Source organism: Sulfurisoma sediminicola (assembly GCF_003865015.1).
Lineage (GTDB): Bacteria > Pseudomonadota > Gammaproteobacteria > Burkholderiales > Rhodocyclaceae > Sulfurisoma > Sulfurisoma sediminicola.
Map to the genome: position 1 here is coordinate 39,545 of NZ_BHVV01000001.1, position 26,434 is coordinate 65,978.

At 66.5% G+C, this 26,434-nt stretch carries 31 protein-coding genes and 1 tRNA gene; 15 read left to right on the top strand and 17 right to left on the bottom strand.

Features of this window, described 5'->3' with window-relative positions:
* Window positions 1-4: 4 nt before the first annotated feature.
* The 6 genes from folK (at window position 5) to EJE94_RS00235 (ending at window position 3,595) form a co-directional block, all read left to right on the top strand.
* On the top strand, window positions 5-511 hold the full coding sequence (folK, locus tag EJE94_RS00210; protein WP_121239497.1) for a 2-amino-4-hydroxy-6-hydroxymethyldihydropteridine diphosphokinase: 507 nt from the start codon (window positions 5-7) through the stop codon (window positions 509-511).
* Window positions 508-873 (top strand): DMT family protein, encoded by a 366-nt coding sequence (locus EJE94_RS00215; protein WP_207855609.1) that lies wholly within the window; start codon window positions 508-510, stop codon window positions 871-873. The genes folK and EJE94_RS00215 overlap by 4 nt, the downstream gene beginning before the upstream one ends.
* A 112-nt stretch (window positions 874-985) precedes the next feature.
* Window positions 986-1,801: a 3-methyl-2-oxobutanoate hydroxymethyltransferase gene (gene panB / locus EJE94_RS00220; protein ID WP_121239498.1), complete on the top strand. Its 816-nt coding sequence runs from the start codon at window positions 986-988 to the stop codon at window positions 1,799-1,801.
* A 4-nt stretch (window positions 1,802-1,805) separates the two neighbouring features.
* Window positions 1,806-2,633, top strand: a complete 828-nt coding sequence (gene panC, locus EJE94_RS00225) for a pantoate--beta-alanine ligase (RefSeq protein ID WP_121239499.1) — start codon at window positions 1,806-1,808, stop codon at window positions 2,631-2,633.
* 109 nt (window positions 2,634-2,742) lie between these two features.
* A complete protein-coding gene (gene panD, locus EJE94_RS00230) occupies window positions 2,743-3,126 on the top strand; it encodes an aspartate 1-decarboxylase (protein WP_121239500.1) in 384 nt (127 codons plus the stop codon).
* A 139-nt stretch (window positions 3,127-3,265) separates the two neighbouring features.
* On the top strand, window positions 3,266-3,595 hold the full coding sequence (locus tag EJE94_RS00235; protein WP_243642473.1) for a flagellar protein FliT: 330 nt from the start codon (window positions 3,266-3,268) through the stop codon (window positions 3,593-3,595).
* A 6-nt stretch (window positions 3,596-3,601) separates the two neighbouring features.
* Here EJE94_RS00235 and EJE94_RS00240 read toward each other — a convergent pair whose 3' ends face one another.
* The 7 genes from EJE94_RS00240 to flhD form a co-directional block, all read right to left on the bottom strand.
* Complete coding sequence (locus EJE94_RS00240) at window positions 3,602-4,450, bottom strand: M48 family metallopeptidase (RefSeq protein ID WP_121240504.1); 849 nt, start codon at window positions 4,448-4,450, stop codon at window positions 3,602-3,604.
* Between the two features lie 66 nt (window positions 4,451-4,516).
* Window positions 4,517-4,975, bottom strand: a complete 459-nt coding sequence (locus EJE94_RS00245; protein ID WP_121239501.1) for a hypothetical protein — start codon at window positions 4,973-4,975, stop codon at window positions 4,517-4,519.
* 2 nt (window positions 4,976-4,977) lie between these two features.
* Window positions 4,978-5,361 (bottom strand): chemotaxis response regulator CheY, encoded by a 384-nt coding sequence (gene cheY / locus EJE94_RS00250; RefSeq protein WP_207855684.1) that lies wholly within the window; start codon window positions 5,359-5,361, stop codon window positions 4,978-4,980.
* Window positions 5,362-5,419: 58 nt separating this feature from the next.
* Window positions 5,420-7,114 (bottom strand): ATP-binding SpoIIE family protein phosphatase, encoded by a 1,695-nt coding sequence (locus tag EJE94_RS00255; RefSeq protein ID WP_121239502.1) that lies wholly within the window; start codon window positions 7,112-7,114, stop codon window positions 5,420-5,422.
* Window positions 7,115-7,157: 43 nt separating this feature from the next.
* Window positions 7,158-7,463, bottom strand: coding sequence for an STAS domain-containing protein (locus EJE94_RS00260; protein ID WP_121239503.1), 306 nt, complete (start codon window positions 7,461-7,463; stop codon window positions 7,158-7,160).
* A 185-nt stretch (window positions 7,464-7,648) separates the two neighbouring features.
* Complete coding sequence (gene flhC, locus EJE94_RS00265; protein ID WP_121240506.1) at window positions 7,649-8,188, bottom strand: flagellar transcriptional regulator FlhC; 540 nt, start codon at window positions 8,186-8,188, stop codon at window positions 7,649-7,651.
* 14 nt (window positions 8,189-8,202) lie between these two features.
* On the bottom strand, window positions 8,203-8,520 hold the full coding sequence (gene flhD, locus EJE94_RS00270; RefSeq protein WP_121240507.1) for a flagellar transcriptional regulator FlhD: 318 nt from the start codon (window positions 8,518-8,520) through the stop codon (window positions 8,203-8,205).
* 319 nt (window positions 8,521-8,839) lie between these two features.
* Between flhD and EJE94_RS00275 the strand changes: the two genes are divergently transcribed.
* Complete coding sequence (locus EJE94_RS00275; RefSeq protein WP_121239504.1) at window positions 8,840-9,403, top strand: NUDIX hydrolase; 564 nt, start codon at window positions 8,840-8,842, stop codon at window positions 9,401-9,403.
* Here EJE94_RS00275 and EJE94_RS00280 read toward each other — a convergent pair.
* The gene (locus EJE94_RS00280; RefSeq protein ID WP_121239505.1) at window positions 9,390-10,073 is read right to left on the bottom strand and encodes a TonB family protein; all 684 of its coding nucleotides are present in this window, start codon (window positions 10,071-10,073) and stop codon (window positions 9,390-9,392) included. The two genes, EJE94_RS00275 and EJE94_RS00280, sit on opposite strands and share 14 nt — an antisense overlap.
* Window positions 10,074-10,155: 82 nt before the next feature.
* Here EJE94_RS00280 and EJE94_RS00285 point away from each other — a divergent pair, with 82 nt between their 5' ends.
* From EJE94_RS00285 to EJE94_RS00315, 7 genes are read left to right on the top strand one after another with little or no spacing between them, the layout of a single operon-like run.
* Window positions 10,156-10,728: an HNH endonuclease gene (locus tag EJE94_RS00285; protein ID WP_121239506.1), complete on the top strand. Its 573-nt coding sequence runs from the start codon at window positions 10,156-10,158 to the stop codon at window positions 10,726-10,728.
* Between the two features lie 58 nt (window positions 10,729-10,786).
* Window positions 10,787-11,185: a DUF1924 domain-containing protein gene (locus tag EJE94_RS00290; protein WP_243642475.1), complete on the top strand. Its 399-nt coding sequence runs from the start codon at window positions 10,787-10,789 to the stop codon at window positions 11,183-11,185.
* Window positions 11,186-11,195: 10 nt separating this feature from the next.
* Window positions 11,196-11,660 carry a cytochrome C gene (locus EJE94_RS00295; RefSeq protein WP_121239508.1) on the top strand — a complete coding sequence of 155 codons (465 nt, stop codon included), beginning with the start codon at window positions 11,196-11,198 and terminating at the stop codon, window positions 11,658-11,660.
* A 1-nt stretch (window position 11,661) separates the two neighbouring features.
* On the top strand, window positions 11,662-12,342 hold the full coding sequence (locus EJE94_RS00300; RefSeq protein WP_121239509.1) for a cytochrome b/b6 domain-containing protein: 681 nt from the start codon (window positions 11,662-11,664) through the stop codon (window positions 12,340-12,342).
* Between the two features lie 9 nt (window positions 12,343-12,351).
* Window positions 12,352-13,020: a response regulator gene (locus tag EJE94_RS00305; RefSeq protein WP_121239510.1), complete on the top strand. Its 669-nt coding sequence runs from the start codon at window positions 12,352-12,354 to the stop codon at window positions 13,018-13,020.
* Window positions 13,017-14,348, top strand: a complete 1,332-nt coding sequence (locus EJE94_RS00310) for an ATP-binding protein (protein ID WP_121239511.1) — start codon at window positions 13,017-13,019, stop codon at window positions 14,346-14,348. The genes EJE94_RS00305 and EJE94_RS00310 overlap by 4 nt, the downstream gene beginning before the upstream one ends.
* 9 nt (window positions 14,349-14,357) lie before the next feature.
* On the top strand, window positions 14,358-16,403 hold the full coding sequence (locus tag EJE94_RS00315; protein WP_121239512.1) for a YgiQ family radical SAM protein: 2,046 nt from the start codon (window positions 14,358-14,360) through the stop codon (window positions 16,401-16,403).
* A gap of 51 nt (window positions 16,404-16,454) precedes the next feature.
* Here EJE94_RS00315 and EJE94_RS00320 read toward each other — a convergent pair whose 3' ends face one another.
* The 4 genes from EJE94_RS00320 to EJE94_RS00335 all read right to left on the bottom strand — a co-directional run bounded on the left by EJE94_RS00320 (window position 16,455) and on the right by EJE94_RS00335 (window position 18,425).
* On the bottom strand, window positions 16,455-16,784 hold the full coding sequence (locus tag EJE94_RS00320) for a TusE/DsrC/DsvC family sulfur relay protein (RefSeq protein ID WP_121239513.1): 330 nt from the start codon (window positions 16,782-16,784) through the stop codon (window positions 16,455-16,457).
* 113 nt (window positions 16,785-16,897) lie between these two features.
* Entirely contained in the window at window positions 16,898-17,506 is a 609-nt protein-coding gene (locus tag EJE94_RS00325) for a hypothetical protein (protein ID WP_124962367.1), read from the bottom strand.
* Between the two features lie 198 nt (window positions 17,507-17,704).
* Window positions 17,705-18,163 carry a hypothetical protein gene (locus EJE94_RS00330; RefSeq protein WP_207855610.1) on the bottom strand — a complete coding sequence of 153 codons (459 nt, stop codon included), beginning with the start codon at window positions 18,161-18,163 and terminating at the stop codon, window positions 17,705-17,707.
* Between the two features lie 174 nt (window positions 18,164-18,337).
* Window positions 18,338-18,425 (bottom strand) — tRNA-Ser (locus tag EJE94_RS00335).
* 132 nt (window positions 18,426-18,557) lie between these two features.
* On the opposite strand from EJE94_RS00335, the gene mltF reads away from it, so the two are divergent.
* Window positions 18,558-19,958 (top strand): membrane-bound lytic murein transglycosylase MltF, encoded by a 1,401-nt coding sequence (gene mltF / locus EJE94_RS00340; RefSeq protein ID WP_165904716.1) that lies wholly within the window; start codon window positions 18,558-18,560, stop codon window positions 19,956-19,958.
* Here mltF and serS read toward each other — a convergent pair.
* From serS to EJE94_RS00365, 5 genes are all read right to left on the bottom strand, one after another.
* Window positions 19,945-21,225 carry a serine--tRNA ligase gene (serS, locus tag EJE94_RS00345; protein ID WP_121239517.1) on the bottom strand — a complete coding sequence of 427 codons (1,281 nt, stop codon included), beginning with the start codon at window positions 21,223-21,225 and terminating at the stop codon, window positions 19,945-19,947. The two genes, mltF and serS, sit on opposite strands and share 14 nt — an antisense overlap.
* A 22-nt stretch (window positions 21,226-21,247) precedes the next feature.
* The gene (locus EJE94_RS00350) at window positions 21,248-22,558 is read right to left on the bottom strand and encodes a replication-associated recombination protein A (RefSeq protein WP_121239518.1); all 1,311 of its coding nucleotides are present in this window, start codon (window positions 22,556-22,558) and stop codon (window positions 21,248-21,250) included.
* Between the two features lie 41 nt (window positions 22,559-22,599).
* Window positions 22,600-23,232 (bottom strand): outer membrane lipoprotein periplasmic chaperone LolA, encoded by a 633-nt coding sequence (gene lolA, locus EJE94_RS00355; RefSeq protein ID WP_121239519.1) that lies wholly within the window; start codon window positions 23,230-23,232, stop codon window positions 22,600-22,602.
* Window positions 23,233-23,272: 40 nt separating this feature from the next.
* The gene (locus EJE94_RS00360; RefSeq protein ID WP_121239520.1) at window positions 23,273-25,588 is read right to left on the bottom strand and encodes a DNA translocase FtsK; all 2,316 of its coding nucleotides are present in this window, start codon (window positions 25,586-25,588) and stop codon (window positions 23,273-23,275) included.
* 114 nt (window positions 25,589-25,702) lie between these two features.
* Window positions 25,703-26,410, bottom strand: a complete 708-nt coding sequence (locus EJE94_RS00365; RefSeq protein WP_243642477.1) for a Crp/Fnr family transcriptional regulator — start codon at window positions 26,408-26,410, stop codon at window positions 25,703-25,705.
* Between the last annotated feature and the right edge of the window lie 24 nt (window positions 26,411-26,434).

Sequence of the window (26,434 nt, forward strand, 5' to 3'; positions counted from 1 at the left end):
CGTGATGCAGCGCGCCTACATCGCCCTCGGAGCCAATCTCGGCAATCCGGTGGCGACCATCAACGACGCCATCGACGCGCTGGTGGCATTGCGCGGCTCGGTGTTCCTCGCCGTGTCCTCGCTCTACCGCACGGCGCCGGTGGGGCTCAAGCGCCAGCCCGATTTCATCAACGCCGTAGTCGCCGTCAAGACCCGTCTCGAACCGCGCGAGCTGCTCGATGAACTCTTCGCTCTGGAAGCCCGCTTCGGCCGCGTTCGCGATCCGGGCAGCGTGAAAGACGCCCCGCGCACCCTCGACCTCGACCTGTTGCTGCACGGCGAGGCCATGCTGAACGACCCCGGCCTCACGCTGCCGCACCCGCGCATGCACGAGCGCGCCTTCGTGCTCGCGCCGCTGGCCGAGATCGCGCCCGAGCTGTCGATTCCCGGTCACGGCCCGGTCGCGGAACTGCTCGCGCGCTGCGCCGACCAGCGCATCCACCGCCTCGAGCCGCGCATCGTCGAAGCATGAGTGCGTCGGCCTTCGGCATTCCGGTCGTCCTGCAGACCGCGCTGCTGCTGACGGCGTCGAACGTCTTCATGACCTTCGCCTGGTACGCCCACCTCAAGAACCTCAACGACCGGCCGTGGTGGATCGCCGCGCTCGCCTCCTGGGGCATCGCCCTGTTCGAGTACCTGCTGCAAGTGCCGGCCAACCGCATCGGCCACCGCGAACTCGACCTGGGCCAGCTCAAGATCATGCAGGAAGCGATCACCCTGGTCGTGTTCGTGCCCTTCGTCATCTATTACATGCGGCAGCCGCTGAAGCTCGACTACCTCTGGGCCGGCTTGTGTATCCTTGGCGCCGTTTACTTCATTTTCCGCAGCCCATGACCCCCATCCCCCCACCCCCCTTCCCGAGGAAGGGGGTGACGCTGGTTCAGCCGCTGCGCGGCTTCCACGCTGAAGGCTCTGCGCCTCCTTGGGGCGGCCCGGTGGAGGCGCCATGACCTACCTCGCCTCCAACAAGCCGATCACCCTGCCGGAACTTCTGCGCATGAAGAAGGGTGGCGAGAAGATCGCCATGCTCACCGCCTATGACGCGAGCTTCGCCGCGCTCGAGGACCGCTGCGGCGTCGACGTCATCCTCGTCGGCGATTCGCTCGGCAACGTCATCCAGGGCAAAAGCTCGACGCTGCCGGTGACCATCGAGCAGATGGTCTATCACACCGAGTGCGTCGGCCACATCGTCCAGCGCGCCATGGTGGTGGCCGACATGTCGTTCGGCAGCTACCAGGAATCGAAGGAGCAGGCGCTGCGGAATGCCGTTCGGCTGCTGGCCGCCGGTGCCGAGATGGTCAAGCTCGAAGGCGGCGAAGTCATGGCCGAGACGGTGCATTTCCTCGTCGAACGGGGTGTTCCCGTGTGCGCGCATATCGGCCTCACGCCGCAGTCGGTGCATGCGCTGGGCGGCTACCGCGTGCAGGGCCGCACCGATGCCGGCGCGGCACGCATGAAGGCCGACGCTCTGGCACTTGAGCATGCCGGCGCAGCGCTGATGGTGCTGGAAATGGTGCCGGCCGGGCTCGCCGCCGATGTCACCCGGCAACTCGCCGTCTGCGCCACCATCGGCATCGGCGCCGGCCGTGACTGCGACGGCCAAGTGCTGGTGCTGCACGACATGCTCGGCGTCTATCCCGGCAAGAAGGGCCGCTTCGTCAGGGACTTCATGCTCGATGCGCACAGCATCGACGGTGCCGTTGCCGCCTATGTCAAGGCGGTCAAGGACGGCAGCTTCCCCGCGCCCGAACACTGCTACTGAGAAGATGCGCATCCACTCCACCATCGCCTGCCTGCGCGCGGCGCTCGACGACGGCGGTCGCGTTGCCCTCGTTCCCACCATGGGCAATCTGCACGAGGGCCACATCGCGCTGATGCGGCAAGCGCGCGAAGCCGCCGACACCGTGGTCGCCACCATTTTCGTCAACCGCCTGCAGTTCCGCCCCGGCGAGGACTTCGAGAGCTATCCGCGCACCTTCTCCGCCGACTGCGAGAAACTCGAAGCCGCAGGCGTCGATCACCTCTTCGCGCCCGACGAGAAGGAGATGTATCCGCAGCCGCAGGGCTACCACGTCGAGCCGCCGATCGAGCAAGCCGGCATCCTCGACGGCGAATTCCGTCCCGGCCACTTCCGCGGCGTCGCCACGGTCGTGATGAAGCTGCTCCAGATCGCCCAGCCCGACCTCGCACTGTTCGGCAAGAAGGACTACCAGCAGTTGATGATCATCCGCAACATGGTGCGCGAACTCAACCTGCCGATAGAAATCGGCGCCGGCGAGACGGTGCGCGCCACCGACGGCCTCGCCCTGTCCTCGCGCAACGGCTACCTGTCCGAGGCCGAACGGGCCGAGGCGCCGCGGCTATTCCGGCTACTTACCCAGGCGGCAGAGGCGATCCGCGCCGGAAATCGCCATTTCGCCCAGCTGGAACGGGAGGCGAGCGACGAACTGGTCCGCCACGGCTGGGTTCCCGACTATGTTGCAGTGCGTAAAAGAATTGATCTACAATTGCCAACCGCTCACGATTCCGGGTTGGTGGTTCTGGCGGCTGCGCGTCTCGGCAGCACGCGACTGATCGACAACCTGGAAGTTTAGGAGGCCGCGATGCGCTCAGGCCGGCGTTCTCCAGAAGCGGAAAGGCGGGATCTTGTCGGCATTCGACGGGTCCTAATCGTTGATACCTTTGCCTGAGAAGGGGTCGACCATGCAACGCATGATGCTCAAATCCAAGCTGCACCGCGTCACCGTGACGCAAGCCGAACTCCATTACGAGGGCTCCTGCGCCATCGACGAGGACCTCCTCGACGCTGCCGACATCAAGCCCTACCAGCAGATCGATATCTGGAACGTCAATAACGGCGAGCGCTTCACCACCTACGCCATCAAGGCCGAGCGCGGCACCGGCACCATCTCGGTGAACGGCGCGGCGGCACGGCTGGCCTCGCCCGGCGACCTGCTGATCATCGCCACCTTCGCCATGTACAACGAGATCGAACTGGCCAAGTTCGAGCCTGACCTGGTCTACGTCGACGCGAAGAACCGCATCAGCCACCAGAGCCGCAAGATACCGGCGCAGGCGGCGGCGTAAAGCCAGCAGTCGCCTGATTGAGAAAGGCCCGCCTTTTGCGGGCCTTTTTCTTGCTGAAGCCGGAGGGGGAAGAATTGGCAACCGATCCCCTTGTAGTTTCCCCGAACGCGGCGGCCGTCAGGTCGCTAACATGCCGTCGATGCCTTCCCAGATCGAGATGTACGAGGACATGAGCGCGCTGTCGGCCAAGATGGTGGAGGCTGCGCGTGCCCGTGACTGGGACCGGCTGATCGGCCTTGAGCGCGCCGTCGCCGACTTGCGCGACAGGCTGATGAGCATCGACGACAACGCCGGCTTGTCGGCGGCGGAGCTTGGCCTCAAGGCGGATCTGATCCGGCGCATCCTCGATGACGACGCCGAGGTTCGCCGCCACACCGAACCATGGATGGAGCGGATTCGGCAGTTTCTTGGCGACAGTGCCCGCCTGCGGCAGGCCGAACGCGCCAGCGGGACCTCGTCCGTCCGCTGACCGGGCTCAGCGCTTTGCCGCCTGCTGGTAAAGCGGCATCACCTGCGGCAGATGCCGTTCGATCTCCTGAATCCGGTTGTTGCCTGACGGGTGTGTCGACAGCCATTGCGGCGGGGCACCGCGGCTGGCCGTAGCCATCTTCTGCCACAGGCTGACGCCGGCGCGCGGGTCGAAGCCGGCGCGGGCGGCCAGTTCCATGCCCACCACATCGGCCTCGCTCTCGTCGTCTCGCGAGAACTTCAGTGAAAGAAGGCTGCCGCCAAGCTGGAAGGCCCCCGTGTATTTCCCGCCACCGATGAACTCGCCGAGCAGGCTGGCGCCGAGATTGGTCAGTTCGCTCTTGGCGATGCGTTCACGGGCATGCTCGCGCAGGGCATGGGCAATCTCGTGGCCCATGACCATGGCGACTTCGTCGTCGTTCAGTCTGAGGGTGTCGAGGATGCCCGTATAGAAGGCGATCTTGCCGCCGGGCATGCAGAAGGCATTGATCTGCCTGGAACCGATGAGATTGACTTCCCATCGCCAGTGACCGGCGCGCGGGTTCCATTTGCCTGCGAAGGGGATGATCTTCGCCGCGATGTCGCGCAGACGCCGGACCTGGGGGTGGTTGTCGGGCGCCAACGCGCCCTTCGCTGCGGCCTGGCGCTTGAGGTCACCATACTGCTGGGCGGCGCTGCCTTCGAGTTGATCTGCGGGAACGAGGTTGCGCAAGGACGAGGGCTTGCCGACATCGACCTGCGCCAACGCGGCCGGCGGCACGAACAGGAGCGTGGCTGCAACGGCAACGGCCAGCGTGCCTCGCCAAACCGCCTGCAGTCCCGCGGCATGTGCGGTCCACCGCGGCCTTCTTGCCATTTGCGCCATTTCGCCTGATCTCTCCGGAAAGTCTTGCCCTGCGGCCACCGGTCGGTGTCGCGCCGATTAGAAGCCCATGTTCCGCAGAAGTTCATCCGCCATTTGCCGCGGCATCGCCGGGTCGTCGCGCCGCAGCGCATCGAGCAGCGCGGGCGCCACCGCGGCCTGCCGTTCGGCCGACATCGACTCCGCCAGGGCCCGCAACAGGCGGGTCTCGAATCGGCGCAGCAGATCGTTCGCATCGCACCCGCTGCCGTCGCCGAGATCGCGCGTTTCGTTATGAAGCTGCCGCAACACCCGCCCGACACGTTCGAAGACGGCGCCGTCGCTGCCGGGCACCGGTGACGATGCCGCCACCTGTGCCGCCACACTGTCGAACAGGGCTTGCAGTTCAGCGGAATCGCCGGAGGCGTCCGCGGCGGCCACCGGCTCCCCCGCCGGCGGTGCCCCGGCGGCGATGGCATCGAACAGGGCCTGCAGTTCCACGGAGTCGCCCGATTTGTCGGTATTGATCGGCTTCGCCATGATCACCGCCGTGAGGCGCCCATCCTTTCGAAGATTCTGGCCAGCTTCGCGTTAAGGGTCGCCGCGCTGAAAGGCTTGACGATGTAGCCCGAGGCTCCGGCCTGCGCCGCGGCGACGATGTTTTCCTTCTTCGCCTCCGGCGTGATCAGCAGCACCGGCAGCTCCTTCAAGGCGACGTCGGCACGCATGCTCCGCACAAGGGTTGGTCCATCCATCTGGGGCATGCTCCAATCCGCAATGACGAAATCGAACCCGCCGCCCAGCAGCTTCTGCAGGGCCGACGCCCCGTCCGCGGCCTCCTCGACGTCGGTGAAGCCAAGTTCCTTGAGAAGGTTGCGGACGATGTGACGCATCGTCGGAAAGTCGTCGACGAGGAGGAACTTGATCTTGCTCGGATCCACGGCCACCGGGATTACCTTCCGAAAAATGTTCTCGGATTCGCGCTCATTGACTACCGGACTGGCCGAGTGCAAGGGTAGCCGTGACGTGATTGCCCTCGACGTTGAAGCGGAGGTCGGCGCAGATCGCACGCAGCAGCAGCAGGCCGCGCCCGAAGGGCATTTCGCTGTCGCGCGTCGCACCGAGGTCGAACGCGGCATGGTCGAAGCCGGGGCCGCTATCGCGGCAACTCACGCGCAGCCATGCACCGTCCCGGCCACCCAACTGCTCCAGCTCCAACTCGATCTCGCCGTGATCGAGCCCGGCGAGGCGCTCCTGGCGTTCGCCCAAATACGCTTCCATGCCCTCCGGGTGCAGCTTCAGGCGCGAGTCGAGCCGCAGCAGGCCATGGTCCAGCGCGTTGTTGTACAGCTCGGAGAGAATGACGAACAGCCGGTCGCTGCCGCGGCGAACCGGCTCGAACTGCCCTGCCAGGCTCAGCAGCAGCGGCACGGCGTCGACCTGGCGGATCTCCGCCGCAGTCAGGCGCAACGAGCTGCGCCAATTCGCGTGTTGGCTCAGCCCGCCCGGGAGGACCCGGCCGACGGCGGCGGGGGGCGCCTCACCCGGCCAGCGGCATTCCACCATGAGTATCGATATGTCGTCATGCGCGGCGGCGCCACCGACGTGGCCGGTGACCGCAGTCTTGAGCGCATCGAAGCGGTCGGCCGCTTCCGCATTGACCAGGACGCCGGCGAGGCGCTCGTCTCCGAATGTCTCGCCTGCCGCATTCTCGGCTTCGACGAGGCCGTCGGAATAGACGAAGAACTGGCTGCCGTCCACGAAACCGTGCGCGTCCAGCGTGTCGTCGAATTCCTCGTCGGGCAACACGCCGAGAGGGACATGCCGCAGGGTGAAGGCGCGGCTGCCGTGGGGCCCGATCAGCACCGGCTCGGGATTGCCGCCGTTCCAGACCCCGATCACCCGCTCGCGCATGTCGATCACCGCCAGCGTCGCGGCGACGAAGCGGTCGCCGGGGAGGAAGTTCTTGACCTTGGCGTTCAGTTCGCGGGCGATGGCGTCGACGCCGTAGCCCTTCTCGCTCATGCGATAGAAGGGCGCCAGCACCGGCAGCACGTTGATCGATGCGGCCAGGCCATGGCCGGTGCCATCGGCGAGCAGGACATGAAGCGCGCCGCTGGGGGTACGCTGGGCAGCGACGATGTCGCCACTGAAGACCGTGGCCGCGCTGATCCAGTGACGCACTGCAGGATCCTCGAGTTGGGTTCCGCGCAGGACGCGCTGCATCAGGTGGCCGGCGATGCGCTTCTCATCCTCTTCCGCACGGTAATAGCGCTCGAGTTGCTGGGCCCTGCCTTCGGCCAGTTGCTGCATGCGCAGCGTCCGCTGCAGCACTTCGAGCCTGGCCCCGAGCACCTCCGGCGAAACCGGCTTGACGACGTAGGTATCTGCGCCCACCTGGAGCGCGCGCACCTCGAGCTCGTCGTCAGCATGGTCCGAGAGGAAAAGGACCGGCTGCCAGCGTGGCGCTGCCAGCGCCTGGATTGCGCGGGTCAGGGCGAAGCCGTCCAGACCGGTCGTGTAGATGCCGGTGATCACGACGTCCGGCCGTTCGCAGCGATAGAGCTCGAGGCCCTCGGTACCGCTGCCGGCGGCGATCACCGTGTGGCCGAGATCTCTCAGTTCCCGCTCGGTGCGGAACTGCTCGTCGGCTTTGTCCTCGATGAGGAGAATCTTCATGTCGTTCCGCGCCCGGCACGGAAAGGGTGGCCAGGCGCCCCTGTCACTCGATCTGGAACAGGCGGCTGAAATTGGCGATATCGAGAACCTGCTTGACGGCACCACGGCAGTTGGAGAGCGACACCGTCTTGTTGGCGCCCTTGCAGCGGTCGCGCAGCATCAGCAGCATGCCCAGAGCCGAACTGTCGAGATACTCTACGCCGCCGAGATCGACCTGGACGCCGCTGGTGTCGGGCTGTCCCAGCGCAATGTCGATGGCGTCGCGAAAGTCGCGGCTGGAGTTGAAGTCGAAGCGACCACGCAGGTGAAGCACCGCGCGTCCATTGGCTGTGGCGACATTGACTTCCATGCTGTTTGGCCTCTCGTTCGTGAATTGCCAAAAAGTATAGCCTAGCCGCATTCGAGGCATAGACGGCAGGCGAGGAAATCAGCGAAACTGCACTTGCCGGGATGACCCCGCTGCGTGAGTCGTCAGGAAAAAAGAACGCCCTGCCGGAGTCTCTCCGGCAGGGCGCTTTGTGCTGAATCAGGCAATCAGGCGGCGACGGCAGCGCCCGTGGCGCGACGTGTCTTGCCGGCGCGCGCCGGCATGTGGCAGAGACCGCAGACGTAGCCCTTGGTCGGATCGTAGGCATGGGCGATGAACTCGCCGCCGCACTCGTGGCAGGTGGCCATCTGCAGCATGTTGGCGTCGAAGAAGCGCACCATGGTCCAGGCACGGGTCAGCGACAGCACGATTTCCATGTTGCCGCGCTTGACCTGCTCGAGATACATCCGGTAGGCCTTGATGATCTGTTCGAGTCCGGTGAGCTTGGTGTGCTTGCCGAGGAAGCGGTAATAGGCCATGAACAGCGAGGCATGAATGTTGGGCTGCCAGGTCATGAACCAATCGGTGGAGAACGGCAGCATGCCCTTCGGCGGGGACACCCCGCGCACTTCCTTGTAGAGCTTGAGCAGTCGCTCGCGCGACAGGTTGGTTTCCTGCTCGAGCAATTGCAGGCGGGCACCGAGCTCCACCAGCTCGACGGCCAGGCGAATGTCTCTCGCCTCGGAGATCACGGATTTGTTGCGCATGCGGCCCCCGCTGATCAAGCGACCACCTCGACCGCTTTGCCGGCGGCGAGAATGGCAGCGTGGACATGAGCAACGCCGCGCTCGCGCTCGTGATTGGCGAGCAGGTTGAGCAGCAGGGTATCGTCGAAGCGGAAGTTGCACAGCAACATGTCGGAACTGGCCATCTTCAGGATCTGTCCCGGGGTCAGACGGTCGAGGATGTCGGCGATCTCCTCGCTGATGCCGAGTTTGAACACGGCGCCCGCGCGATCGGCGCGAACCATGCTCTGGGCCAGCATCAGGTAGGCAAGATTGACTTCCTTTATGTCGTTGTAGGTGTCGGTCGATTTCATCATGCGCTCCTTGGATGTCGCCGCCGCAGTCTGCACCCACTTGGGTACCCCGACCTTTCGACAGCTGTAGCCATTTTCCATCAAGAATAGCCATCAGAAAATCAACGAGATAGCCTTTCTATTGTAGGAATTGGATTAACTATCGCTGTAAGAAAAAACGTTACAAAGATATTGTAATTACTTGATTGTTAGACGTTTTATTATTGATGGCCCGCTTTGGCTCATCAACCGCCCGGCGCCAACCCTGATTGGCGGCCATGCTGCCTGGTCGGCCGGGCGCCCCGAAACGCCGCAGGGTCAGGGATACAATGGCCACGGCATGGATATCCCGCTCAATTTCTGTTCCGTCTGCGGCGCTCCGGTGCGCCAGCGGATTCCGCCCGGTGATTCCCTGCCGCGCGCGATCTGCGATGCCTGCGGCGCGATCCACTATCGCAACCCCAAGCTGGTCGTCGGCGCCCTGCCCGAATGGGAGGACCGTATCCTGCTCTGCCGCCGCGCCATCGAGCCGCGCCACGGCAAATGGACGCTGCCCGCCGGCTTCATGGAAAACCACGAAACCATAGCCGCCGCCGCGCTGCGCGAGACGCGCGAGGAAGCCAACGCCCGCGTCGAGCTCGGCGCGATGTTCACCCTGCTCTCGGTGCCGCACATCAGCCAGGTCCATGTGATCTACCGCGCGCGGCTGCTCGACCTCGAGTTCGCCCCGGGCGAGGAGACGCTGGATGTCGCGCTGTTCCGCGAGGAGGATATCCCGTGGGACGACATCGCCTTCCGCACCATCGCCATCACCCTGAGCCACTATTTCGCCGACCGCCGGGCCGGCGGTTTCGGCTTCCATACGGGTGACGTCGAACCCCCCTCCGGTTTCATTCCGCGCTAGCGTCGAAGATTACCGGCAGGCTCACCGCGAAGCTGCGGCCACGCAGCGGTTCGGGGATCGTGGTGCGCGGCGCCGCCTCGCGCATCATGTCCAGCGCCGCCGCATCGAGCGCCTCGTCGCCGCTCGACCGCGCCAGCCGTGCCACGGGGAATGCGCCCGCTGCCTGCTCGACGCGAACCTCTGCGGTGCCGCCGATGCCGGCAAGCAGCGCCCGTTCAGGGTAGCGCTTGAACCGCCGCGCCTCGCGCGCCAGCGCCAGGCGGTACTGGCGCAGGCCGTCGGCGTCCGCACCCTCCCCGCCCTGCCCCGCCCCATTGCCAGCTGCGCCCGCCGGACGCCCGGCCACGGCCGGCGAACGATCGGCCGGCGCGGCAGTCGAAGAAGCAGTGGCGGCAGCGGCTACCGATGCGGCGACAACCACCGGACCAGGCGCGGGCAGGACTGCGGAAACATCCGCCCGGTCGCGCCCGGTCAGCGGAGCCTTGGCCGGGCGCAGCGGCGCGGGCACCTCCGCCGGCACCATGTCGGAAACGGCAAGCGGCGACGCGGCGGATAGCGGCCGCAAGGTGGCCTGCAGCACGCCCGCCGCATGTTGTGGAACGAACTGCGGCCAGCCGTTGGCCAGCATCCAGGCGTGCAGCACCAGCGAAATCGCCAGAGCACGCCACATTTGTCTGCCTTGACCGCGGGTTGCCGCGCTAGGAATTGTCACGGAGCTTTGTTATGTTGACCGGATTGCCGGATTCTATGAGATGTCCCACCCGCTGATCCTGACTCTCGACCAGCAGGGGCTGCCGCACCGTTGGATCACCTGGCAGCATGCCTGCTTCTATTACGCCAAGGACCTCGTGGCCTGGGTGGCGGGAGAGCACTGCTTCACCTTCCTCGGTGGCACCAGCCGCCTGACCGGCGAGCGCTCGTGCATCGAGGCCAACAGCATCATCGCCATCAAGGGCCGCGCCCTGTCCGGCAGGTCGCTGCACCAGGTACCGCCGCTCGACAACCGTGAACTGTTCCACCGCGACCGCCACGTCTGCGCCTATTGCGGCGAGCAGCTGCCCGGCAACCGTTTGACCCGCGACCATGTCGTGCCCCTGTCGCAGCACGGCCGCGACGCCTGGATGAACGTCGTCACCGCCTGCCGCGGCTGCAACCAGGCCAAGAGCGGCCGCACGCCCGAGCAGGCCGGCATGGAGCTGCTCTACGCCCCCTACGTGCCGAACAAGGCCGAGTATCTGATCCTCTGCAATCGGCAGATCCTCGCCGACCAGATGGATTTCCTCGCGCGCCATGTGCCCAGCGCGAGCAGAGTGCGACCGGGATAAGACTGCCTTAATCTTTGCCGCGCACCATGGCGACCGTCATCAACGAATGGAGGTCGCCATGAAAGCCCTGATCACCGCACTGTTCGTGCTCGCCGCCGGCAGCGCCCATGCGCTCAATGCCGCCGACTACCAGGTCGGCCTCGCCGCCGCGGCCAAGGCCGCCGAGCCGGGCTTCGCCGGTTTCTCCGCCCAGCGCGGCGAAACCTTCTACCGCTCCACCCACGGCGGCGACTGGAGCTGCGCCACCTGCCACACCGACAACCCGCTGGCCAGCGGCACCCACACCGTCACCAAAAAGACAGTCAAGCCGCTGGCTCCTTCGGCCAACCCGGCGCGCTTCACCGACGTCGACAAGATCGAGAAGTGGTTCAAGCGCAACTGCAACGACGTGCTCAAGCGCGCCTGCACGCCACGTGAGCAGGGCGACTTCATCGCCTACCTGCTGACGGTCAAGTGAAGAGGAGATCATGAAGACGTTGCTGCCCGCCCTGCTCATCGCCGCCAGCGCTCCCGCGCTTGCCGGCGACCATGCCTACGGCCCCTTCCCCGCCAACTATGTCAGCGAATGCGGCAGTTGCCATGTCGCCTTCCCGCCGCAATTGCTCACCGCCCCCGACTGGCAGGCGATGATGAACGTCCTCGACAAACACTACGGTGTCGACGCCAGCATCGAGGCCAAGCCCCGTGCCGCCCTCGCCGACTTTTTGCAGAGGAATGCCTCGCGCCGCGACAAGCACGCTTCCACGGTGCAAACACCGCGGCTGACGCAAACCGCCTGGTTCCGCAAGGAGCATGGCAACCTTCCCGCGAAGGCGACCAGGACACTGCCGGCCGCCGCCCAGTGCGAGAGCTGCCACACCGCCGCCGAGCGCGGCGACTACAACGAATCCGGCCTCAAGCTGCCGGCCGGATTCCGTCACAAGGAACGCTGAAATGACCACGCAACGCATACTCGTCTGGGACATCCCCACCCGCCTTTTCCACTGGCTGCTGGCGGGAAGCTTCGCCGGCGCCTACCTCACCTCGGAATCGGAGCGGCTGGCCGCGATCCACGTCGGTTGCGGCTATGCCCTGCTCGGCCTGATCGGCTTCCGCCTGATCTACGGTCTTATCGGCAGCCGCTACGCCCGCTTCAGCGAGTTCGTGCGCGGCCCCGGCGCGGTGATCGACTATCTGAGGTCGCTGCTGTCCGGCAACCCGCAACGCTTCGTCGGCCACAACCCCGCCGGCGCGGTCGCGATCATGCTGCTGCTGGTGCTGGGGCTCGCCACCGGGGCGTCGGGCTTCGCCATGTACAACGAGCTCGGCGGCGAGTGGCTGGAAGACGTGCATGAAGCCTGCGCCAACGCCATGCTCGCGGTCGTGATCCTCCACGTGCTCGGCGTCATCGCCAGCAGCGTGCTGCACAAGGAGAACCTGGCGCGCGCCATGGTCACCGGCCGCAAGGAAGGCTCGGCCGACGAAGGCATCGAGCGCAGCCACGGCTTCTTCGCCCTGCTGCTCGCCGCCGCCGTCGCCGCCCTGGGCTGGAGTTCGACGCAGAGTACCGGCCCGGTCGCCGGGAGCATCGAGAAGAAGCACGGCAAGCACGAGCGCGGGCATGACCACGACTAGAATCGCCGCATGCGAATCCTGATCGTCGAAGACGACCGCCTCCTCGGCGAGGGTATCCTCGCCGGGTTGCGCCAGGCGGGCTTCCAGCCCGACTGGGTGCAGGACGGCGTCGCCGGCCTGGCGGCCCTGTCGACACCGGAAACCGAACCCTTCTCGGCCGTGGTCCTTGACCTCGGCCTGCCCAAGCTCTCCGGCCTCGATGTCCTGCGCCGTCTGCGTGCCGGCCACGACACCACGCCGGTGTTGATCCTCACCGCACGCGACACCTCGCAGGACGTGATCGCCGGGCTCGATGCCGGCGGCGACGACTACCTGGTCAAGCCCTTCGATCTCGGCGAACTCGCCGCCCGCCTGCGCGCCCTGATCCGCCGCGCCGCCGGCAGCGCCGCACCGATGATCGAACACGGCGAGCTGGTGCTCGACGCGACAGCGCGGACGGTGCGTTTCAAGGGCCAACCGGTCGAACTCGCCCCGCGCGAGTTCGCCCTGCTGCACGAGTTGTTGCTCAACGCCGGCCGCGTCATGACACGCGCCCAGCTCGAGTCCAAGCTCTATCCCTGGGGCGAGGAAGTCGAGTCGAACGCACTGGAAGTGCATATCCACCATCTGCGCCGGAAGCTCGCGGCCGAGCTCATCCACACCGTGCGCGGCGTCGGCTACATGGTGCGCAAACCATGAGCGCATCGCTGCGCCTGCGCCTCATCGTCACCACGCTGGCGCTGGTCACGGCCATCTGGCTGGCGGTGGCGCTGGCCGCGTGGTTCGAAACCCGCCACGAGACCGAGGAAATCCTCGATGCCCACCTCGCCCAGGCCGCGGCGCTGCTCGCCGCCTTCGTCGGCCACGAGGCCGACGACCTCGACGAGCACCTGCCCGCCCACCGCTACCTGCGCAAGGTGACGTTCCAGGTCTGGGAGAAAGGCGACAAGCTGCGCGTCCATTCCGCCAACGCGCCTGATCGCCGCCTGGCACCGGCCGACCACGGTTTCGCCGACAGCGAGTTCGACGGCCGCCGCTGGCGCGTCTATAGCGTATGGAATGGCGACTACCTGGTCCAGGTCGGCGAGACGCGCGAGGCGCGCGACGCCATTTCCGGCGAGCTGGCGCGCCATCTGCTGGCGCCGCTGGCGATCGCCCTGCCGCTGCTGGCGCTGGCGCTGGCGCTGCTGATCGGTCGCGGCCTGCGACCGCTCTCCCGGCTCGCCGAGGACATCGGCCGCCGCGACGCCGGCCGGCTCGACCCGATCGAGACCACCGACGCACCGCGCGAACTCAAGCCGGTGCTCGACCGCCTCAACCAGCTCTTCGCCCGCCTCGGCGATTCGCTCGACCAGGAGCGCCGCTTCCCCGCCGACGCCGCCCACGAGCTGCGCACACCTCTGGCAGCGATGCGCACCCATGCGCAGGTGGCCATGGGCGCCACCAACGCCACCGAGCGCGAGGCGGCGCTCTCCCATGTGATCGAGGCTACCGATCGTGCCACTCACCTGCTCGAGCAGCTCCTGACACTCGCCCGCCTCGATGCCAACGCCGCCGGCACCGCCTTCGCGGCCTGCGACCTGCGCCAGATCGCCACCGGGGCCGTCGCCCTCGCCGCGCCAGCCGCCCTGTCGAAAGAGATAGAGCTCGCGCTGGAAGACGGCCCCGCCGTGCCGACCCGCGGCCAGGCCGCGCTGCTCGGCGTGCTTCTGCGCAACCTCATCGACAATGCCGTGCGCTACAGCCCGCCAACGGTCTGCGTGGGCGTGACGGTGGCGAAGCAGCCCGATGGCCGACCGTTCTTCGAGATCTGCGACCAAGGGCCCGGCATCGCACCCGAGGAGCGCGCCCGCGTGCTCGACCGTTTCTACCGCATCGCCGGCAGCAACGAATCCGGCTCGGGCCTGGGCCTGTCCATAGCCACCCGCATCGCCGAACTGCACGGCGCGCGCCTCGAACTTGCCGACGGCCCGGCGGGGAAAGGCCTTTGCGCGCGCGTGGTGTTTTCGGGGTCGGTAAACGGCTAGCATTGCGGGATGACCTCCCCGCAGTCCATCGTCGTAGTTCGCCCGCCCGTTCGCACCCTGACGGCCTACAAGCCCCACTGGGCCAAGCGCTTCGGGACCGCGCCGTTCCTGCCGATGTCGCGCGCCGAGATGGAGGCGCTGGGCTGGGATTCCTGCGACGTGATTCTCGTCACCGGCGACGCCTACATCGACCACCCGAGCTTCGGCATGGCGCTGGTCGGGCGGCTGCTCGAGGCGCAGGGCTTCCGCGTCGGCATCATCGCGCAGCCCGAATGGCAGTCGGCTGCCGATTTCCGTCGCCTGGGCAAACCGAATCTGTACTTCGGCATCACCGCCGGCAACATGGATTCGCTGGTCAACCGCTACACTTCGGATCGCAAGATCCGTTCCGACGACGCGTACACGCCCGGTGCCGAGCCCGGCAAGCGGCCCGATCGCGCGGTGCTGGTCTACACCCAGCGGGCGCGCGAGGCCTACGCCGAGGTGCCGGTCGTGATCGGCGGCATCGAGGCGTCCCTGCGACGCATCGCCCACTACGACTACTGGTCGGACAAAGTGCGCCGCTCCATCCTGCCCGACAGCAAGGCCGACCTGCTGCTGTTCGGCAACGCCGAGCGCGCCCTCGTCGAACTGACCCACCGCCTGGCCAAGGGCGAGAAGATCGCCGATATCCGCAATCTGCGCGGCACCGCCTTCATGGCGCCGTCGGGCTGGACGCCCGGGCCGGACTGGACGGAAGTCGGCGCTGGCGACACGGTGACGCGCGACAGGGACGTCGAGCGGACGAAGACGGTGGTGCGCCTGCCGGCCTTCGAGTCCGTGCAGAAGAACGAGGTGATGTACGCCCAGGCCTCGCGCGTCTTCCATCTCGAATCGAACCCCGGCAACGCCCGCGCCCTGGTGCAGACGCATGGCGAGCGCGACCTCTGGCTCAATCCGCCGCCGATCCCGCTGACCACCGCCGAGATGGACCACATCTACGGCCTGCCCTACGCCCGCGCGCCGCATCCTTCTTACGGCGAGGCGAAGATCCCGGCCTGGGAGATGATTCGCTACTCGGTCAACATCATGCGAGGCTGCTTCGGCGGCTGCACCTTCTGCTCCATCACCGAGCACGAGGGCCGTATCATCCAGAGCCGTTCCGAGGAATCGGTCCTGCGCGAGATCGAGGAGATCCGCGACAAGACGCCGGGCTTCACCGGCATCATCTCCGACCTCGGCGGGCCCACCGCCAACATGTACCGCATGGCCTGCAAGGACCCGAAGATCGAGGCCTCGTGCCGCCGGCTGTCCTGCGTCTATCCCGAAATCTGCCCGAACCTCGGCACCGACCACGGGCCGCTGATCCATCTCTACCGCTCGGCGCGGCAACTGCCCGGCGTGAAGAAGATCCTCGTCGGCTCGGGCCTGCGCTACGACCTCGCGGTGCGCTCGCCCGAATATGTCAAGGAACTGGTGACGCACCACGTCGGCGGCTATCTGAAAATCGCGCCCGAACACACCGAGGAAGGGCCGCTGTCGAAAATGATGAAGCCGGGCATGGGCAGCTACGACCGCTTCAAGGCCATGTTCGAGAAGGCCTCGAAAGAGGCCGGCAAGGAACAGTACCTCATCCCCTATTTCATTGCCGCCCACCCGGGCACCACCGACGAGGACATGCTGGAACTGGCGCTGTGGCTCAAGCGCAACGACTTCCGCCTCGACCAGGTGCAGACCTTCCTGCCGACGCCGCTCGCGCTGGCCACCGCCATGTGGCACACGGGAAAGAATCCGCTAAAGCGTATCTCGAAGAGCGCAGAGGACGTCGCCGTGGTTCGCGGCGAGAAGCAGCGGCGGCTGCACAAGGCCTTCCTCCGCTATCACGATCCGAAGAACTGGCCGTTGCTGCGCGAGGCGCTGAAGGCCATGGGCCGCAACGACCTGATCGGCAGCGGCAAGAAGCACCTGGTGCCGGCGTGGCAGCCGAGCGACGACAGCCGCCGCCAAAAGGCGGCGCCGGCGGGACGGCGCCCGGGCACCGGAGCCGCCACCAGGCAGCAGCCGCGCCGGAAATGACAACGCCCCTTGCGGGGCGTTGTCATCGGGGTCGGGGATGTTCTTGTTGTGTCAGACGCAACCGGTCGGCTTGGGCATGCCGGCATAACGGCCCGCCTGCTTGGCCGGACCATAGGGGAAGAGGTCGAACAGATACTTCTTGTCCGCGTACTCATCGCCGAGGTCGTTGCCGATAGTCTTGGTCATCGCGCGCAGATTCGGCGAGGTGCCGTATTCGGCGTAATAGTTGCGGATCCAGTTGATCACCAACCAGTGCTTGTCGCCCAGCTCGAGCTGATCCTGCTGGGAGAGGGCAACGGCGACCTCTTCGGACCAGTCCTCGAGGTTGGCCAGAAAGCCTTCGGCATCGGTTTCGATCTGCTTGCCATTCACTTCGATCATTTTGTTCTCCTGTGGGGTTTGGGGTATCGGGGCGATTCAATATTTCCGATCATTCTACTCAGGTATTTACCCAAGTCAACAGGTCAACTAATAAAAATAAGGCGAGGTGGTCTTTAGATCGGCAGGCGGGGCGACGACGTGGCGGTAGGCAGGTCGCAGCCGAGCATGATCCGCGCGAGTTCCGTCGCAACCTCCTGTGGAGACGCTCCGGTGGCGAGACAGTGGTCGAAGACCGCACGGGCGAAGCCTGCGCTGGGAGCACCTGCCTGGCTCATGCAGTCGCCGAAACGTTCGCGCACATAGGCTTCGAAGTCGCAACGCGCCCACGGCGCCCCGCCGTCCTGCGGGACGAAACAGGGCAAGGTGGAGTCCAGGCTGTGCCAATGATCCGGCAGTGCCGACGCCAGCGTCTCGGCGCGCGCCTCGGTCACCACCACGCCGTTGCGCTCGATCACGTCCGGCGCATACTGGGCCCCCAGCGAAAGGCAGGCCTCGATCACATCGAGGACGCGCCCTTCGTTGAGTTTTTCCGCCACCAGCCGCGCCAGCCCGCGGTGGTCACGATCGAATACCAGCAGCGGATAAGGGCTGGCCGAGGCCATGACGGCCCATACCTGTGCCGGCTCGTCGTCGGCGCGCGTTTCATGCACCAGCAGCCGCGGATTCCCTGCGGGGTCGCGCTCGTAATGACCACCGAGCACGGAAAACTTTCGATTCGTCATGGCCTTGGACCGGTTCACCCATCGCCGAGCAATGGATTTGTTGCAATGCAACAATTATCTCCCGCCCGACCCGTGCCCGTCAAGCGGACGTGAAGCACAATCCCCGTCGTAATCAGGCGATCGAGGGGAGCATCCGGCCGAGGCCCTAAACGAAAACGCCCCCTTGCGGGGGCGTCAATGAACCGGCAAAGGCCTTGCCTACTTCATCGTCACCTTGACGCCACTGGCCGAAACAACGTTCAGTTGCAGGCCCTGGCTGCGGGACGTCAGTTTCATGACCACGCCGTGTTCGTTCTTCAGATGCAGGCCGCTGACGCCGCCGGCCAACGCCACGCCGGACTCGATCTTGGTGTAGGTGCCGGGAAACTTGGACACGTCCTTGAGATCGTAAACCTCGCCCGCGGCGCTCATGGTCGTTACGCCGACGTTCACGCCCGCGGTCAGGCCACCGATCTTGAACTCGTAGGTCTTGCCCTGGAAGGTCAGCTTGCCGCCGCCGGTGCTGCCGCCAATGATGAAGGCGAACTGGGTTTCGTCAATGGTGACCGTCCCACTCGGCTTCGCGGCCTCGGCCTTGGCCGCATCGGCCGGCGCCGCATCCGCGGCAAACGCGAAATTCGATCCGAGCAGCATCGCCGCGGCAAGGATCCCGATCATGTTCCTGTGCTTTCTCATTGTTGCAACCTCCTGGGTCGATGAATGAAGAAACTACCAACGGATGCAGCCTAGCACAAGTATTCGGCCATGGACCAGCCCGCGCCGCGAACGTTCTGCCGGCTTCCCAAATGAAAAGTCCCATTGCAGGACTGCCTGCAATGGGACTTGAACTCGTGGCGGAGAGGGTGGGATTCGAACCCACGGTACCTTTCAGTACGCCTGATTTCGAGTCAGGTACAATCGACCACTCTGCCACCTCTCCGTGGGCGCGCATTCTAACCCAGATCGCCGCGTCCCGCAGCCGGCGATGCCGCCCGCGGCCTGCCACGCCCTCCCGGGGACCACACCCTTCCGTGGCACAATGCCGGTTCCGTCCTACGCAAGCCCCAATCGCATGCGATGGTTCGTCTGCCTGCTCGCGGCCCTGCTGAGCCTGTTCGGCTGCACCCGCATCGATCCGCCGGAAAAGCTGGGCGAACTCGTCGTCGGCGTGCGCGAGGCACCTGCCCTGTTCCAGCAGGAGCCGCCCGGCAGCGCGGCCGGCAGCGACGAGCCGACCACGACCGGATTCGACTACGACCTGGTCGAGGCCTTCGCCGCGACCCTCGGACTCAAGGTCCGCTACGTCAAGGCGGCCCATCCGCAGGCCTTGCTGCAGATGCTGCGCGAAGGCAAGATCCATTTCGCCGCCTCCCTGCCTGTAACCGACGGCGCCGCGACCGATGGTTCGACCGAGGGCCTGCGGCTGTCGCCGCCCGTGCGCACGGCCAAGCCCGTACTGGTGCGGCATGCCGACGCCCTCGGCCCCGACAGCGTCGCCGAGTTGTCGGGACGCACCGTCGAGGTCATCGCGGGCACACCGCAGGCCGCCAGCCTGGCGGCACTCCCCGAACAGCGGCGCCCGACGCTGCTCGAGCGCAGCGACATCGACGAAATCGTCCTGCTTGAGCGCGTCGCCACGCGCAACGCACCGCTGGCCGCCACCGACAGCGCGAGCTTCCGCGTCGCGGCCAATTTCTTCCCCGATCTCACCCTGGCCGACGAGCTGCCCGGCGAGGTCAAGTTCGCCTGGGCTTTCGCGGCCAAGGTGGATCAAGGATTCTTCGAGCGGGCGCGCAGTTTCATCGACCACGTCTCGCGCGACGGCACGCTGGCGCGCATCACCGACCGCCACTTCGGCCACATTCAGCGGGTCGACTCCGCGATCATCGCCGAACTGCTCGAAAAGCGCGTGAGCCTGCTGCCGCGCTTCCGCCGCACCTTCGTCGCTGCGCAGGAAGTGACCGGCATCGACTGGCGCCTGCTGGCGGCGCTGGCGTGGCAGGAGTCGAAATGGGATCCGCTGGCGACCTCTCCCACCGGCGTGCGCGGCATGATGATGCTTACCGAGGACACGGCCGACCGGCTCAGGGTCGGCAACCGGCTCGACCCCAACGAGAGCATCCATGCCGGCGCGCGCTATCTCTCCGACCTCATCGAACAACTGCCGCCGGCCGTGCCCGAGCCGGACCGCACCTGGCTCGCGCTGGCCGCCTACAACCTCGGCATGGGCCACCTCAACGGCGCACGCCACTTTGCCACCGGCTTGAAGCGCGACCCGAATTCCTGGTACGAGATGAAGCAGGTGCTGCCTCTGCTGGCGCGGCCCGAGTACTACGCGCGACTCAAGAGCGGGCGCGCCCGCGGCGGCGAGGCCGTGATCCTGGTCGAGAACGTGCGGACCTACTTCGACGTGCTCTCGCGCTTCGAGCCCGCGCTCAAATTCACCCTGACGCCGCCGTTCAAGCGGCAGTGAGCCTTTCCAGCCCGCCCATGTAGGGGCGCAGCGCGGCGGGCAGGGTCACGCTGCCGTCGGCGTTCTGCCCGTTCTCGAGGATCGCCACCAGCGTGCGGCCCACGGCGAGGCCGGAGCCGTTGAGCGTATGCAGCAGCTCGGGCTTGTTCTTCTCGTTGCGGAAGCGCGCCTGCATGCGCCGCGCCTGGAAAGCCTCGAAGTTCGAGCAGGAAGAAATCTCGCGGTAGGTGTCCTGCGCCGGCAGCCAGACTTCGAGGTCGTAGGTCTTGGCCGCCGAGAAGCCCATGTCGCCGGTGCATAGCGCGACCTTGCGGTAGGGCAGCTCGAGCTTGCGCAAAATGGCCTCGGCGTGGGCGGTGAGTTCCTCGTGCGCCTGCCAGGAGTTGTCCGGCGTCACCAGCTGTACCAGTTCGACCTTGTCGAACTGGTGCTGGCGGATCATGCCGCGCGTGTCCTTGCCGTAGCTGCCGGCTTCCGACCTGAAGCACGGCGTGTGGCAGACGAACTTCAGCGGCAGCGTCGCCGGATCGACGATCTCGCCGCGCACGATGTTGGTCACCGGCACTTCGGCGGTGGGGATCAGGTAGAGCTTGCTGCCGTCCGAGCGCACGACCTGGAACAGGTCTTCCTCGAACTTCGGCAGCTGGCCGGTGCCGTACATGCTGTCGGAATTGACCAGATAGGGCGTGTAGACCTCGGTGTAGCCGTGCTCGGCGGTATGCACGTCGAGCATGAACTGGGCGAGCGCACGGTGCAGCCGCGCCATGCCGCCCTTGAGCAGGGCGAAGCGGCTGCCGGTGATCTTCACCGCGGTCTCGAAATCGAGGCCGAGCGCGGCGCCTAAGTCGACGTGATCCTTCACCTGGAAATCGAAGGCGCGCGGCTCGCCCCAGCGCAGGATCTCGACGTTGCCGGTTTCGTCGCGGCCGACGGGAACGCTCTCGTGCGGCAGGTTGGGAATGCCGGCGACGATTTCCTCGACCTCGGCCAGCAGCAGCGGCAGCCGCGCTTCCGCCTCTTCGAGTTCGGCCTTGAGCGACGCCACCTCGGCCATCACGGCGGAGGCGTCCTCGCCCTTGCCCTTGAGCATGCCGATCTGCTTGGACAGCGTGTTGCGCTTCGCCTGCAGGTCCTGGGTGCGCGTCTGCAGGGACTTGCGCTCGGCCTCGATCGCCTCGAAGGCGGCGCTGTCGAGCGTCACGCCGCGGGTGGCGAGGCGCTCGGCGACGTGGGCGAGGTTGGTGCGGAGGAGCTGGATGTCGAGCATGTTGGCGATTCCTGTGGTCGATCTATTTCTTCTTCGGCGCGGCGCGGTCCAGTTCGCGCAGGTGGGAGAGCTTTTCGCGAATTTTCAGTTCGAGGCCGCGCGGCGTCGGGCGGTACCAATCGACTTTCGGCATGTCGTCCGGAAAATAATTCTCTCCGGCGGCATAGGCCTCGGGTTCGTCGTGGGCGTAGCGATATTCGCGGCCGAAGCCGAGTTCCTTCATCAGCTTGGTCGGCGCGTTGCGCAGGTGCTCGGGCACGGGCCGGCTCTGGTCCTGGCGGACGAAGGCGCGGGCGGCATTATAGGCGACGTAGGCGGCGTTCGATTTCGGCGCGACGGCCATGTAGATCACCGCCTCGGCCAATGCCAGCTCGCCCTCGGGCGAGCCGAGGCGTTCGTAGGTGGCACAGGCGCTCAGCGCCACCTCCAGCGCGCGCGGGTCGGCCAGGCCGATGTCCTCGCTCGCCATGCGCACGATGCGCCGGCCCATGTAGAGCGGGTCGGCGCCGCCGTCGAGCATGCGTACCAGCCAGTAGAGCGCGGCGTCGGGGTCGGAGCCGCGCACCGACTTGTGCAGCGCCGAAATCTGGTCGTAGAAGGCGTCGCCGCCCTTGTCGAAGCGGCGCAGGTCGGAGGCCAGCGCCTCGGCCAGAAAGTCGGCGCTGACGACACGCCGCTCCGCGGTCTGCGCCGCCGTGCGGATGGTCTCCAGCACGTTGAGCAGCCGCCGCGCATCGCCGTCGGCGTAGCCGATCAGGCGGCTCTTCGCGTCGGCCTCGAATTCGAGCTCGGGGAAAGCCATGCCGCGGGCGCGCTCGAACAGCTCGGCCAGCTCCGCCTCCGTCAGGCTTTTCAGCACATAGACCGAGGCCCGCGACAACAGCGCCGAGTTGACCTCGAACGAGGGATTCTCGGTCGTGGCGCCGATGAAGGTCAGCAGCCCGCCCTCGACGTAGGGCAGGAAGGCATCCTGCTGCGCCTTGTTGAAGCGGTGCACCTCGTCGACGAACAGGATGGTGCGCCGTCCCGATTGCGCCAGCGTCAGCTGCGCCTGCTCGACCGCGGCGCGGATATCCTTGACGCCGGAGAACACGGCCGAGAGCGCGATGAACTCGGCGTCGAAGGCGTCGGCCATCAGCCGCGCCAGCGTGGTCTTCCCCACCCCCGGCGGTCCCCAGAGGATCATCGAATGCGGCGTGCCCGACTCGAAGGCGAGCCGCAACGGCTTGCCCGGCCCGATCAGGTGCTTTTGTCCGATGACCTCGTCGAGCGTCTGCGGCCGCAGCAGTTCGGCCAGCGGCGCATGGGGAGCGGTGGCGAACAGATCGCTCATGGCAGGGGAAAAGTCGGCGCCGGCGGCACGGTGATGAGTGCTTACTCGCCCACCACGTCCGCGCCCTTGGGCGGGACGAACCGGAACAGGCTCGCCGGCAGCGCCGGGTTGCGCTCGAAGGCGGAGAAGCGGATCAGCGTGGTCTGGCCGAAATTGTCGAAAATTTCCATCGCGCGCAGCTCGGACCCACCGAAGCCGATGCGCATGCGCTCGAAGCCGGCGTCGGGGTTCTTCGGCTTCGCCTCGACCCAGTCGAGGCCGTCGCGGCTGCCGCCCTCGGCGAGGTGAAAGTTCTTCTCGATTTCATGCTCCCCGGCCAGCAACGCGGCCGGGCTGCTGCCGAGTGCCTGGCCGAGCGGCCGCACCGAGACCTGCTTGAGGTCGGGGTCGTAGACCCAGAGCTTTCTGCCGTCGCCTATCAGCAGCTGCGGATAGGGCTTGTCGTAGACCCAGCGGAACTTGCCGGGGCGGGCGAACATCATCTGGCCGGAGGACTGCTGCGGCTTGCGGCCGCTCTTGCCGGTCACGGTCTGGCTGAAATCGGCGCGGGCGTTCTTCGTGCTCTCGACGAAGCTCCGGAGCTGGTCGATCGCGCCGGCTCGGGCGCTGCAGGAAACCGCCGTCAGCACGACGGCGGCAAAGAGGGTCGGAAAGCGGATGGCGGAAAGTTTCATCCCCGCCAGTCTACCAGTCGGGACAGCTGCGGCCCGGCGACTACTCGGGGGCCGGCGCCAGCACCTCGCGATTGCCGGCGGCGTTCATCGGCGACACCAGGCCGGCCTTCTCCATGCCCTCGATCAACCGCGCGGCGCGGTTGTAGCCGATGCGCAGATGACGCTGCACCAGCGAGATCGAGGGGCGACGGTTCTTCAGCACGACCTCGACGGCCTGGTCGTACATCGGGTCGGCCTCGGCGTCTTCCCCGCCCTCGCCGCTGCCGGAGGCGTCGCCCGCTTCGGCCGCCGGCATCGCGAGAATGCCATCGACATACGCGGGCTGGCCGACCTTCTTCAGGTGCTCGACGACCCGATGCACTTCCTCGTCGGCGACGAAGGCGCCATGGACGCGCGTCGGCAGCCCGGTGCCGGGCGCGAGGTAGAGCATGTCGCCCTGGCCGAGCAGCGCCTCGGCGCCCATCTGGTCGAGGATGGTGCGCGAATCGATCTTGCTCGACACCTGGAAGGCGATGCGCGTCGGGATGTTGGCCTTGATCAGGCCGGTGATGACATCGACGCTGGGCCGCTGGGTGGCGAGGATCAGGTGGATGCCGGAGGCGCGCGCTTTCTGCGCCAGGCGCGCGATCAGTTCCTCGACCTTCTTGCCGACCACCATCATCAGGTCGGCGAGTTCGTCGATCACCACCACGATGAAGGGCAGCGGCTCGAGCGGTTCCGGGGAGTCGGGCGTCAGCGACAGCGGGTTGGGAATCTTCTCGCCGGTCTTTTCCGCCTCGTGGATCTTGGCGTTGTAGCCGGCGAGGCCGCGCACGCCGAGCGCGCTCATCAGCTGGTAGCGGCGGTCCATCTCGCCGACGCACCAGTGCAGCGCGTTGGCGGCCTTGTTCATGTCGGTGACGACGGGTGCGAGCAGATGCGGAATGCCGGCATAGACCGAGAGTTCGAGCATCTTCGGATCGACCATGATCAGGCGCACGTGGCGCGGCTCGGACTTGTAGAGCAGCGAAAGGATCATGGCGTTGATGCCGACCGACTTGCCCGAGCCGGTGGTTCCGGCGACCAGCAGATGCGGCATCTTGGCGAGGTCGACCACCACCGGGCCGCCGGAGATGTCCTTGCCGAGCGCGACGGCGAGATGCGAATGGAGGTCGTGGTAGGGCCTGGAACCGATGATCTCGGACAGCCGCACCGATTGCCGCCGGGCGTTGGGCAGCTCGAGCGCCATGCACGACCGGCCGGGGACGGTCTCGACGACGCGGATGCTGACGAGGCTCAGCGCCCGGGCGAGGTCCTTGGCCAGACCGACGATCGTGGCGCCCTTGACGCCGGTGGCCGGTTCGATTTCGTAGCGCGTCACCACCGGTCCGGGATGGGCCGAGACGACCTTGACCTCGACGCCGAAGTCGCCGAGCTTGCGCTCGATCAGGCGCGAGGTGAACTCGAGCGTCTCCGCGGCCGGCATGGCGCCCGGATCGTGCGTGGGTTCGTCAAGCAGGTGCAACGGCGGCAGGGCGTCGCCCATGCCGACGATGAACAGCGGCTGCTGCCGCTCCTTTTCGGCCCGGGCCTCGGCCTTGGGCGCCTTGGGCACCTCGATCTCGACCGGCTCGATCCTGATCGGCGGCAGCGGGCTGTCCTCGATCTTCTTGCGCTCGACCTCGATGGCCGCCTCGCGCTTCTCGGCGATGGCGCGGCCGTAGCGGCGGTCCTGCCAGGTCTGCCACAGTCCGAGTCCGAAGGCCCAGGCGCGTTCCAGCGCGACGCCGGTGCGCTCCGCCACCTCGAGCCAGGACAGGCCGAAGAACAGGCTGACGCCGGTCATCCACGAGGCGAGCAGGATCAGCGTGCCACCGGTGAAACCGAGATAGAGCGTGATCAGCCGGCCGATCTCGAAGCCGAGCGCGCCGCCGGGCGCATAGGGCAGCGCGACCTTGAGGCTCCAGAAACGCATGGCCTCGATGCCGCAGCTCGATGCCAGCATCAGGCCGAAGCCGACGAGAGCAATGGCCAGGGGACGCCGGTCGCCGCCGAGCACCGCATTGAGGCGGTGATAGCCCGAGGCGACGAGGAAGGCCAGCATCGCGACCCACCACCAAGCCGACACGCCGAAGATATAGAGCAGCAGATCGGCGATCCAGGCGCCGGCACGACCACCGGGATTGGCGATGCGCTCGACCAGCGCGGAATGCGACCAGCCCGGGTCGGCCTTGTCGAAACCCCATAGGATCAGGGCGATATAGGCGGCCACGACCGCAGCCACGAGCCAGCGGGCTTCGCGGAGCAGGGAGGCGATCTTTTCGGGCAGCGCCGCACTCGCAGCATTGAAGGCCCGTTCGGACAAGGCGATGGCCATGGCAATAACCGACACTGTTGGGATGCTGTCATTGTCCCGACGCCGGCGCAGCGGGAATGCCTCGATCAGAGGCGGGTTCTTGCGGCTAATTTCGCCGCCGGGGAGCCGTCGGCGCTAGTCTGCCAGGGGGTGCTGAGCCCCGTTTTCGCCGGCGACTTCGTGAAGTATCAGCTGGCTGTCGGTCTCCTCGATGAGGCCGCGTTGCTGCAGATCCTTCATCACCCGGCTGACCATCTCGCGCGACGCGCCGATCATCTTGGCGATGTCCTGGCGCGACACCTTCTTCGGCACCACCATGCTGCCGTCCGCCCCCTTTTCGGCCATGTCGAGCAGCAGACGGGCGACGCGACCATAGACATCGAGCAGGGCCAGGCTTTCGATCTGGCGGTCGGCGGCGCGCAGGCGGTGCACCAGGCTGCGCATGAAATAGAGGGAAACATCGAAGGAATCGGCCAGGCAGCGGTGAAAATCGGACTTGGCGATCACCACCAGCTGGCTGGGCTGGGCCGCCTGCACGGTCGCCGAGCGCGGGTGATCGTCGATCACGCCCATTTCGCCGAAGAAATCGCCGGGACCCATCATCGACAGGATGACCTCCCTGCCCTCTTCGTCGCTGACCAGCACCTTGAAGCTGCCGGTGAGCACGAAATAGACGTTGTCGGTATGGTCGCCCTCGCGCAGCACGACGGTGTGGCGCGGCACGCTGCGCAGAGACGAGATACGGGCGATCGGCAGCAACTTGTCGTCGCTCAGTCCATGGAAGATCGGCAGGGCGCGCAAGGTGACGAGTGAAATTCCAAATCCGGTTGGTTCGGCGCTCAAGAACAACTCCCGTGACTGGGATGG

Coding starts and splice junctions, on each gene's coding strand:
- EJE94_RS00260 (WP_121239503.1), bottom strand. CDS start 7,463: ATGGAAGTCAATGTCGCCACAGCCAATGGACGCGCGGTGCTTCACCTG.
- EJE94_RS00295 (WP_121239508.1), top strand. CDS start 11,196: ATGAAGACGTTGCTGCCCGCCCTGCTCATCGCCGCCAGCGCTCCCGCG.
- EJE94_RS00235 (WP_243642473.1), top strand. CDS start 3,266: ATGCCTTCCCAGATCGAGATGTACGAGGACATGAGCGCGCTGTCGGCC.
- EJE94_RS00350 (WP_121239518.1), bottom strand. CDS start 22,558: ATGAGCGATCTGTTCGCCACCGCTCCCCATGCGCCGCTGGCCGAACTG.
- EJE94_RS00245 (WP_121239501.1), bottom strand. CDS start 4,975: ATGGCGAAGCCGATCAATACCGACAAATCGGGCGACTCCGTGGAACTG.
- serS (WP_121239517.1), bottom strand. CDS start 21,225: ATGCTCGACATCCAGCTCCTCCGCACCAACCTCGCCCACGTCGCCGAG.
- EJE94_RS00285 (WP_121239506.1), top strand. CDS start 10,156: ATGTCCCACCCGCTGATCCTGACTCTCGACCAGCAGGGGCTGCCGCAC.
- EJE94_RS00240 (WP_121240504.1), bottom strand. CDS start 4,450: ATGGCAAGAAGGCCGCGGTGGACCGCACATGCCGCGGGACTGCAGGCG.
- folK (WP_121239497.1), top strand. CDS start 5: ATGCAGCGCGCCTACATCGCCCTCGGAGCCAATCTCGGCAATCCGGTG.
- EJE94_RS00330 (WP_207855610.1), bottom strand. CDS start 18,163: ATGATCGGGATCCTTGCCGCGGCGATGCTGCTCGGATCGAATTTCGCG.
- panD (WP_121239500.1), top strand. CDS start 2,743: ATGCAACGCATGATGCTCAAATCCAAGCTGCACCGCGTCACCGTGACG.
- EJE94_RS00325 (WP_124962367.1), bottom strand. CDS start 17,506: ATGACGAATCGAAAGTTTTCCGTGCTCGGTGGTCATTACGAGCGCGAC.
- EJE94_RS00315 (WP_121239512.1), top strand. CDS start 14,358: ATGACCTCCCCGCAGTCCATCGTCGTAGTTCGCCCGCCCGTTCGCACC.
- EJE94_RS00280 (WP_121239505.1), bottom strand. CDS start 10,073: ATGTGGCGTGCTCTGGCGATTTCGCTGGTGCTGCACGCCTGGATGCTG.
- EJE94_RS00275 (WP_121239504.1), top strand. CDS start 8,840: ATGGATATCCCGCTCAATTTCTGTTCCGTCTGCGGCGCTCCGGTGCGC.
- EJE94_RS00305 (WP_121239510.1), top strand. CDS start 12,352: ATGCGAATCCTGATCGTCGAAGACGACCGCCTCCTCGGCGAGGGTATC.
- panB (WP_121239498.1), top strand. CDS start 986: ATGACCTACCTCGCCTCCAACAAGCCGATCACCCTGCCGGAACTTCTG.
- EJE94_RS00255 (WP_121239502.1), bottom strand. CDS start 7,114: ATGAAGATTCTCCTCATCGAGGACAAAGCCGACGAGCAGTTCCGCACC.
- EJE94_RS00360 (WP_121239520.1), bottom strand. CDS start 25,588: ATGGCCATCGCCTTGTCCGAACGGGCCTTCAATGCTGCGAGTGCGGCG.
- mltF (WP_165904716.1), top strand. CDS start 18,558: ATGCGATGGTTCGTCTGCCTGCTCGCGGCCCTGCTGAGCCTGTTCGGC.
- flhD (WP_121240507.1), bottom strand. CDS start 8,520: ATGAAATCGACCGACACCTACAACGACATAAAGGAAGTCAATCTTGCC.
- EJE94_RS00290 (WP_243642475.1), top strand. CDS start 10,787: ATGAAAGCCCTGATCACCGCACTGTTCGTGCTCGCCGCCGGCAGCGCC.
- EJE94_RS00300 (WP_121239509.1), top strand. CDS start 11,662: ATGACCACGCAACGCATACTCGTCTGGGACATCCCCACCCGCCTTTTC.
- EJE94_RS00215 (WP_207855609.1), top strand. CDS start 508: ATGAGTGCGTCGGCCTTCGGCATTCCGGTCGTCCTGCAGACCGCGCTG.
- EJE94_RS00320 (WP_121239513.1), bottom strand. CDS start 16,784: ATGATCGAAGTGAATGGCAAGCAGATCGAAACCGATGCCGAAGGCTTT.
- panC (WP_121239499.1), top strand. CDS start 1,806: ATGCGCATCCACTCCACCATCGCCTGCCTGCGCGCGGCGCTCGACGAC.
- flhC (WP_121240506.1), bottom strand. CDS start 8,188: ATGCGCAACAAATCCGTGATCTCCGAGGCGAGAGACATTCGCCTGGCC.
- EJE94_RS00310 (WP_121239511.1), top strand. CDS start 13,017: ATGAGCGCATCGCTGCGCCTGCGCCTCATCGTCACCACGCTGGCGCTG.
- lolA (WP_121239519.1), bottom strand. CDS start 23,232: ATGAAACTTTCCGCCATCCGCTTTCCGACCCTCTTTGCCGCCGTCGTG.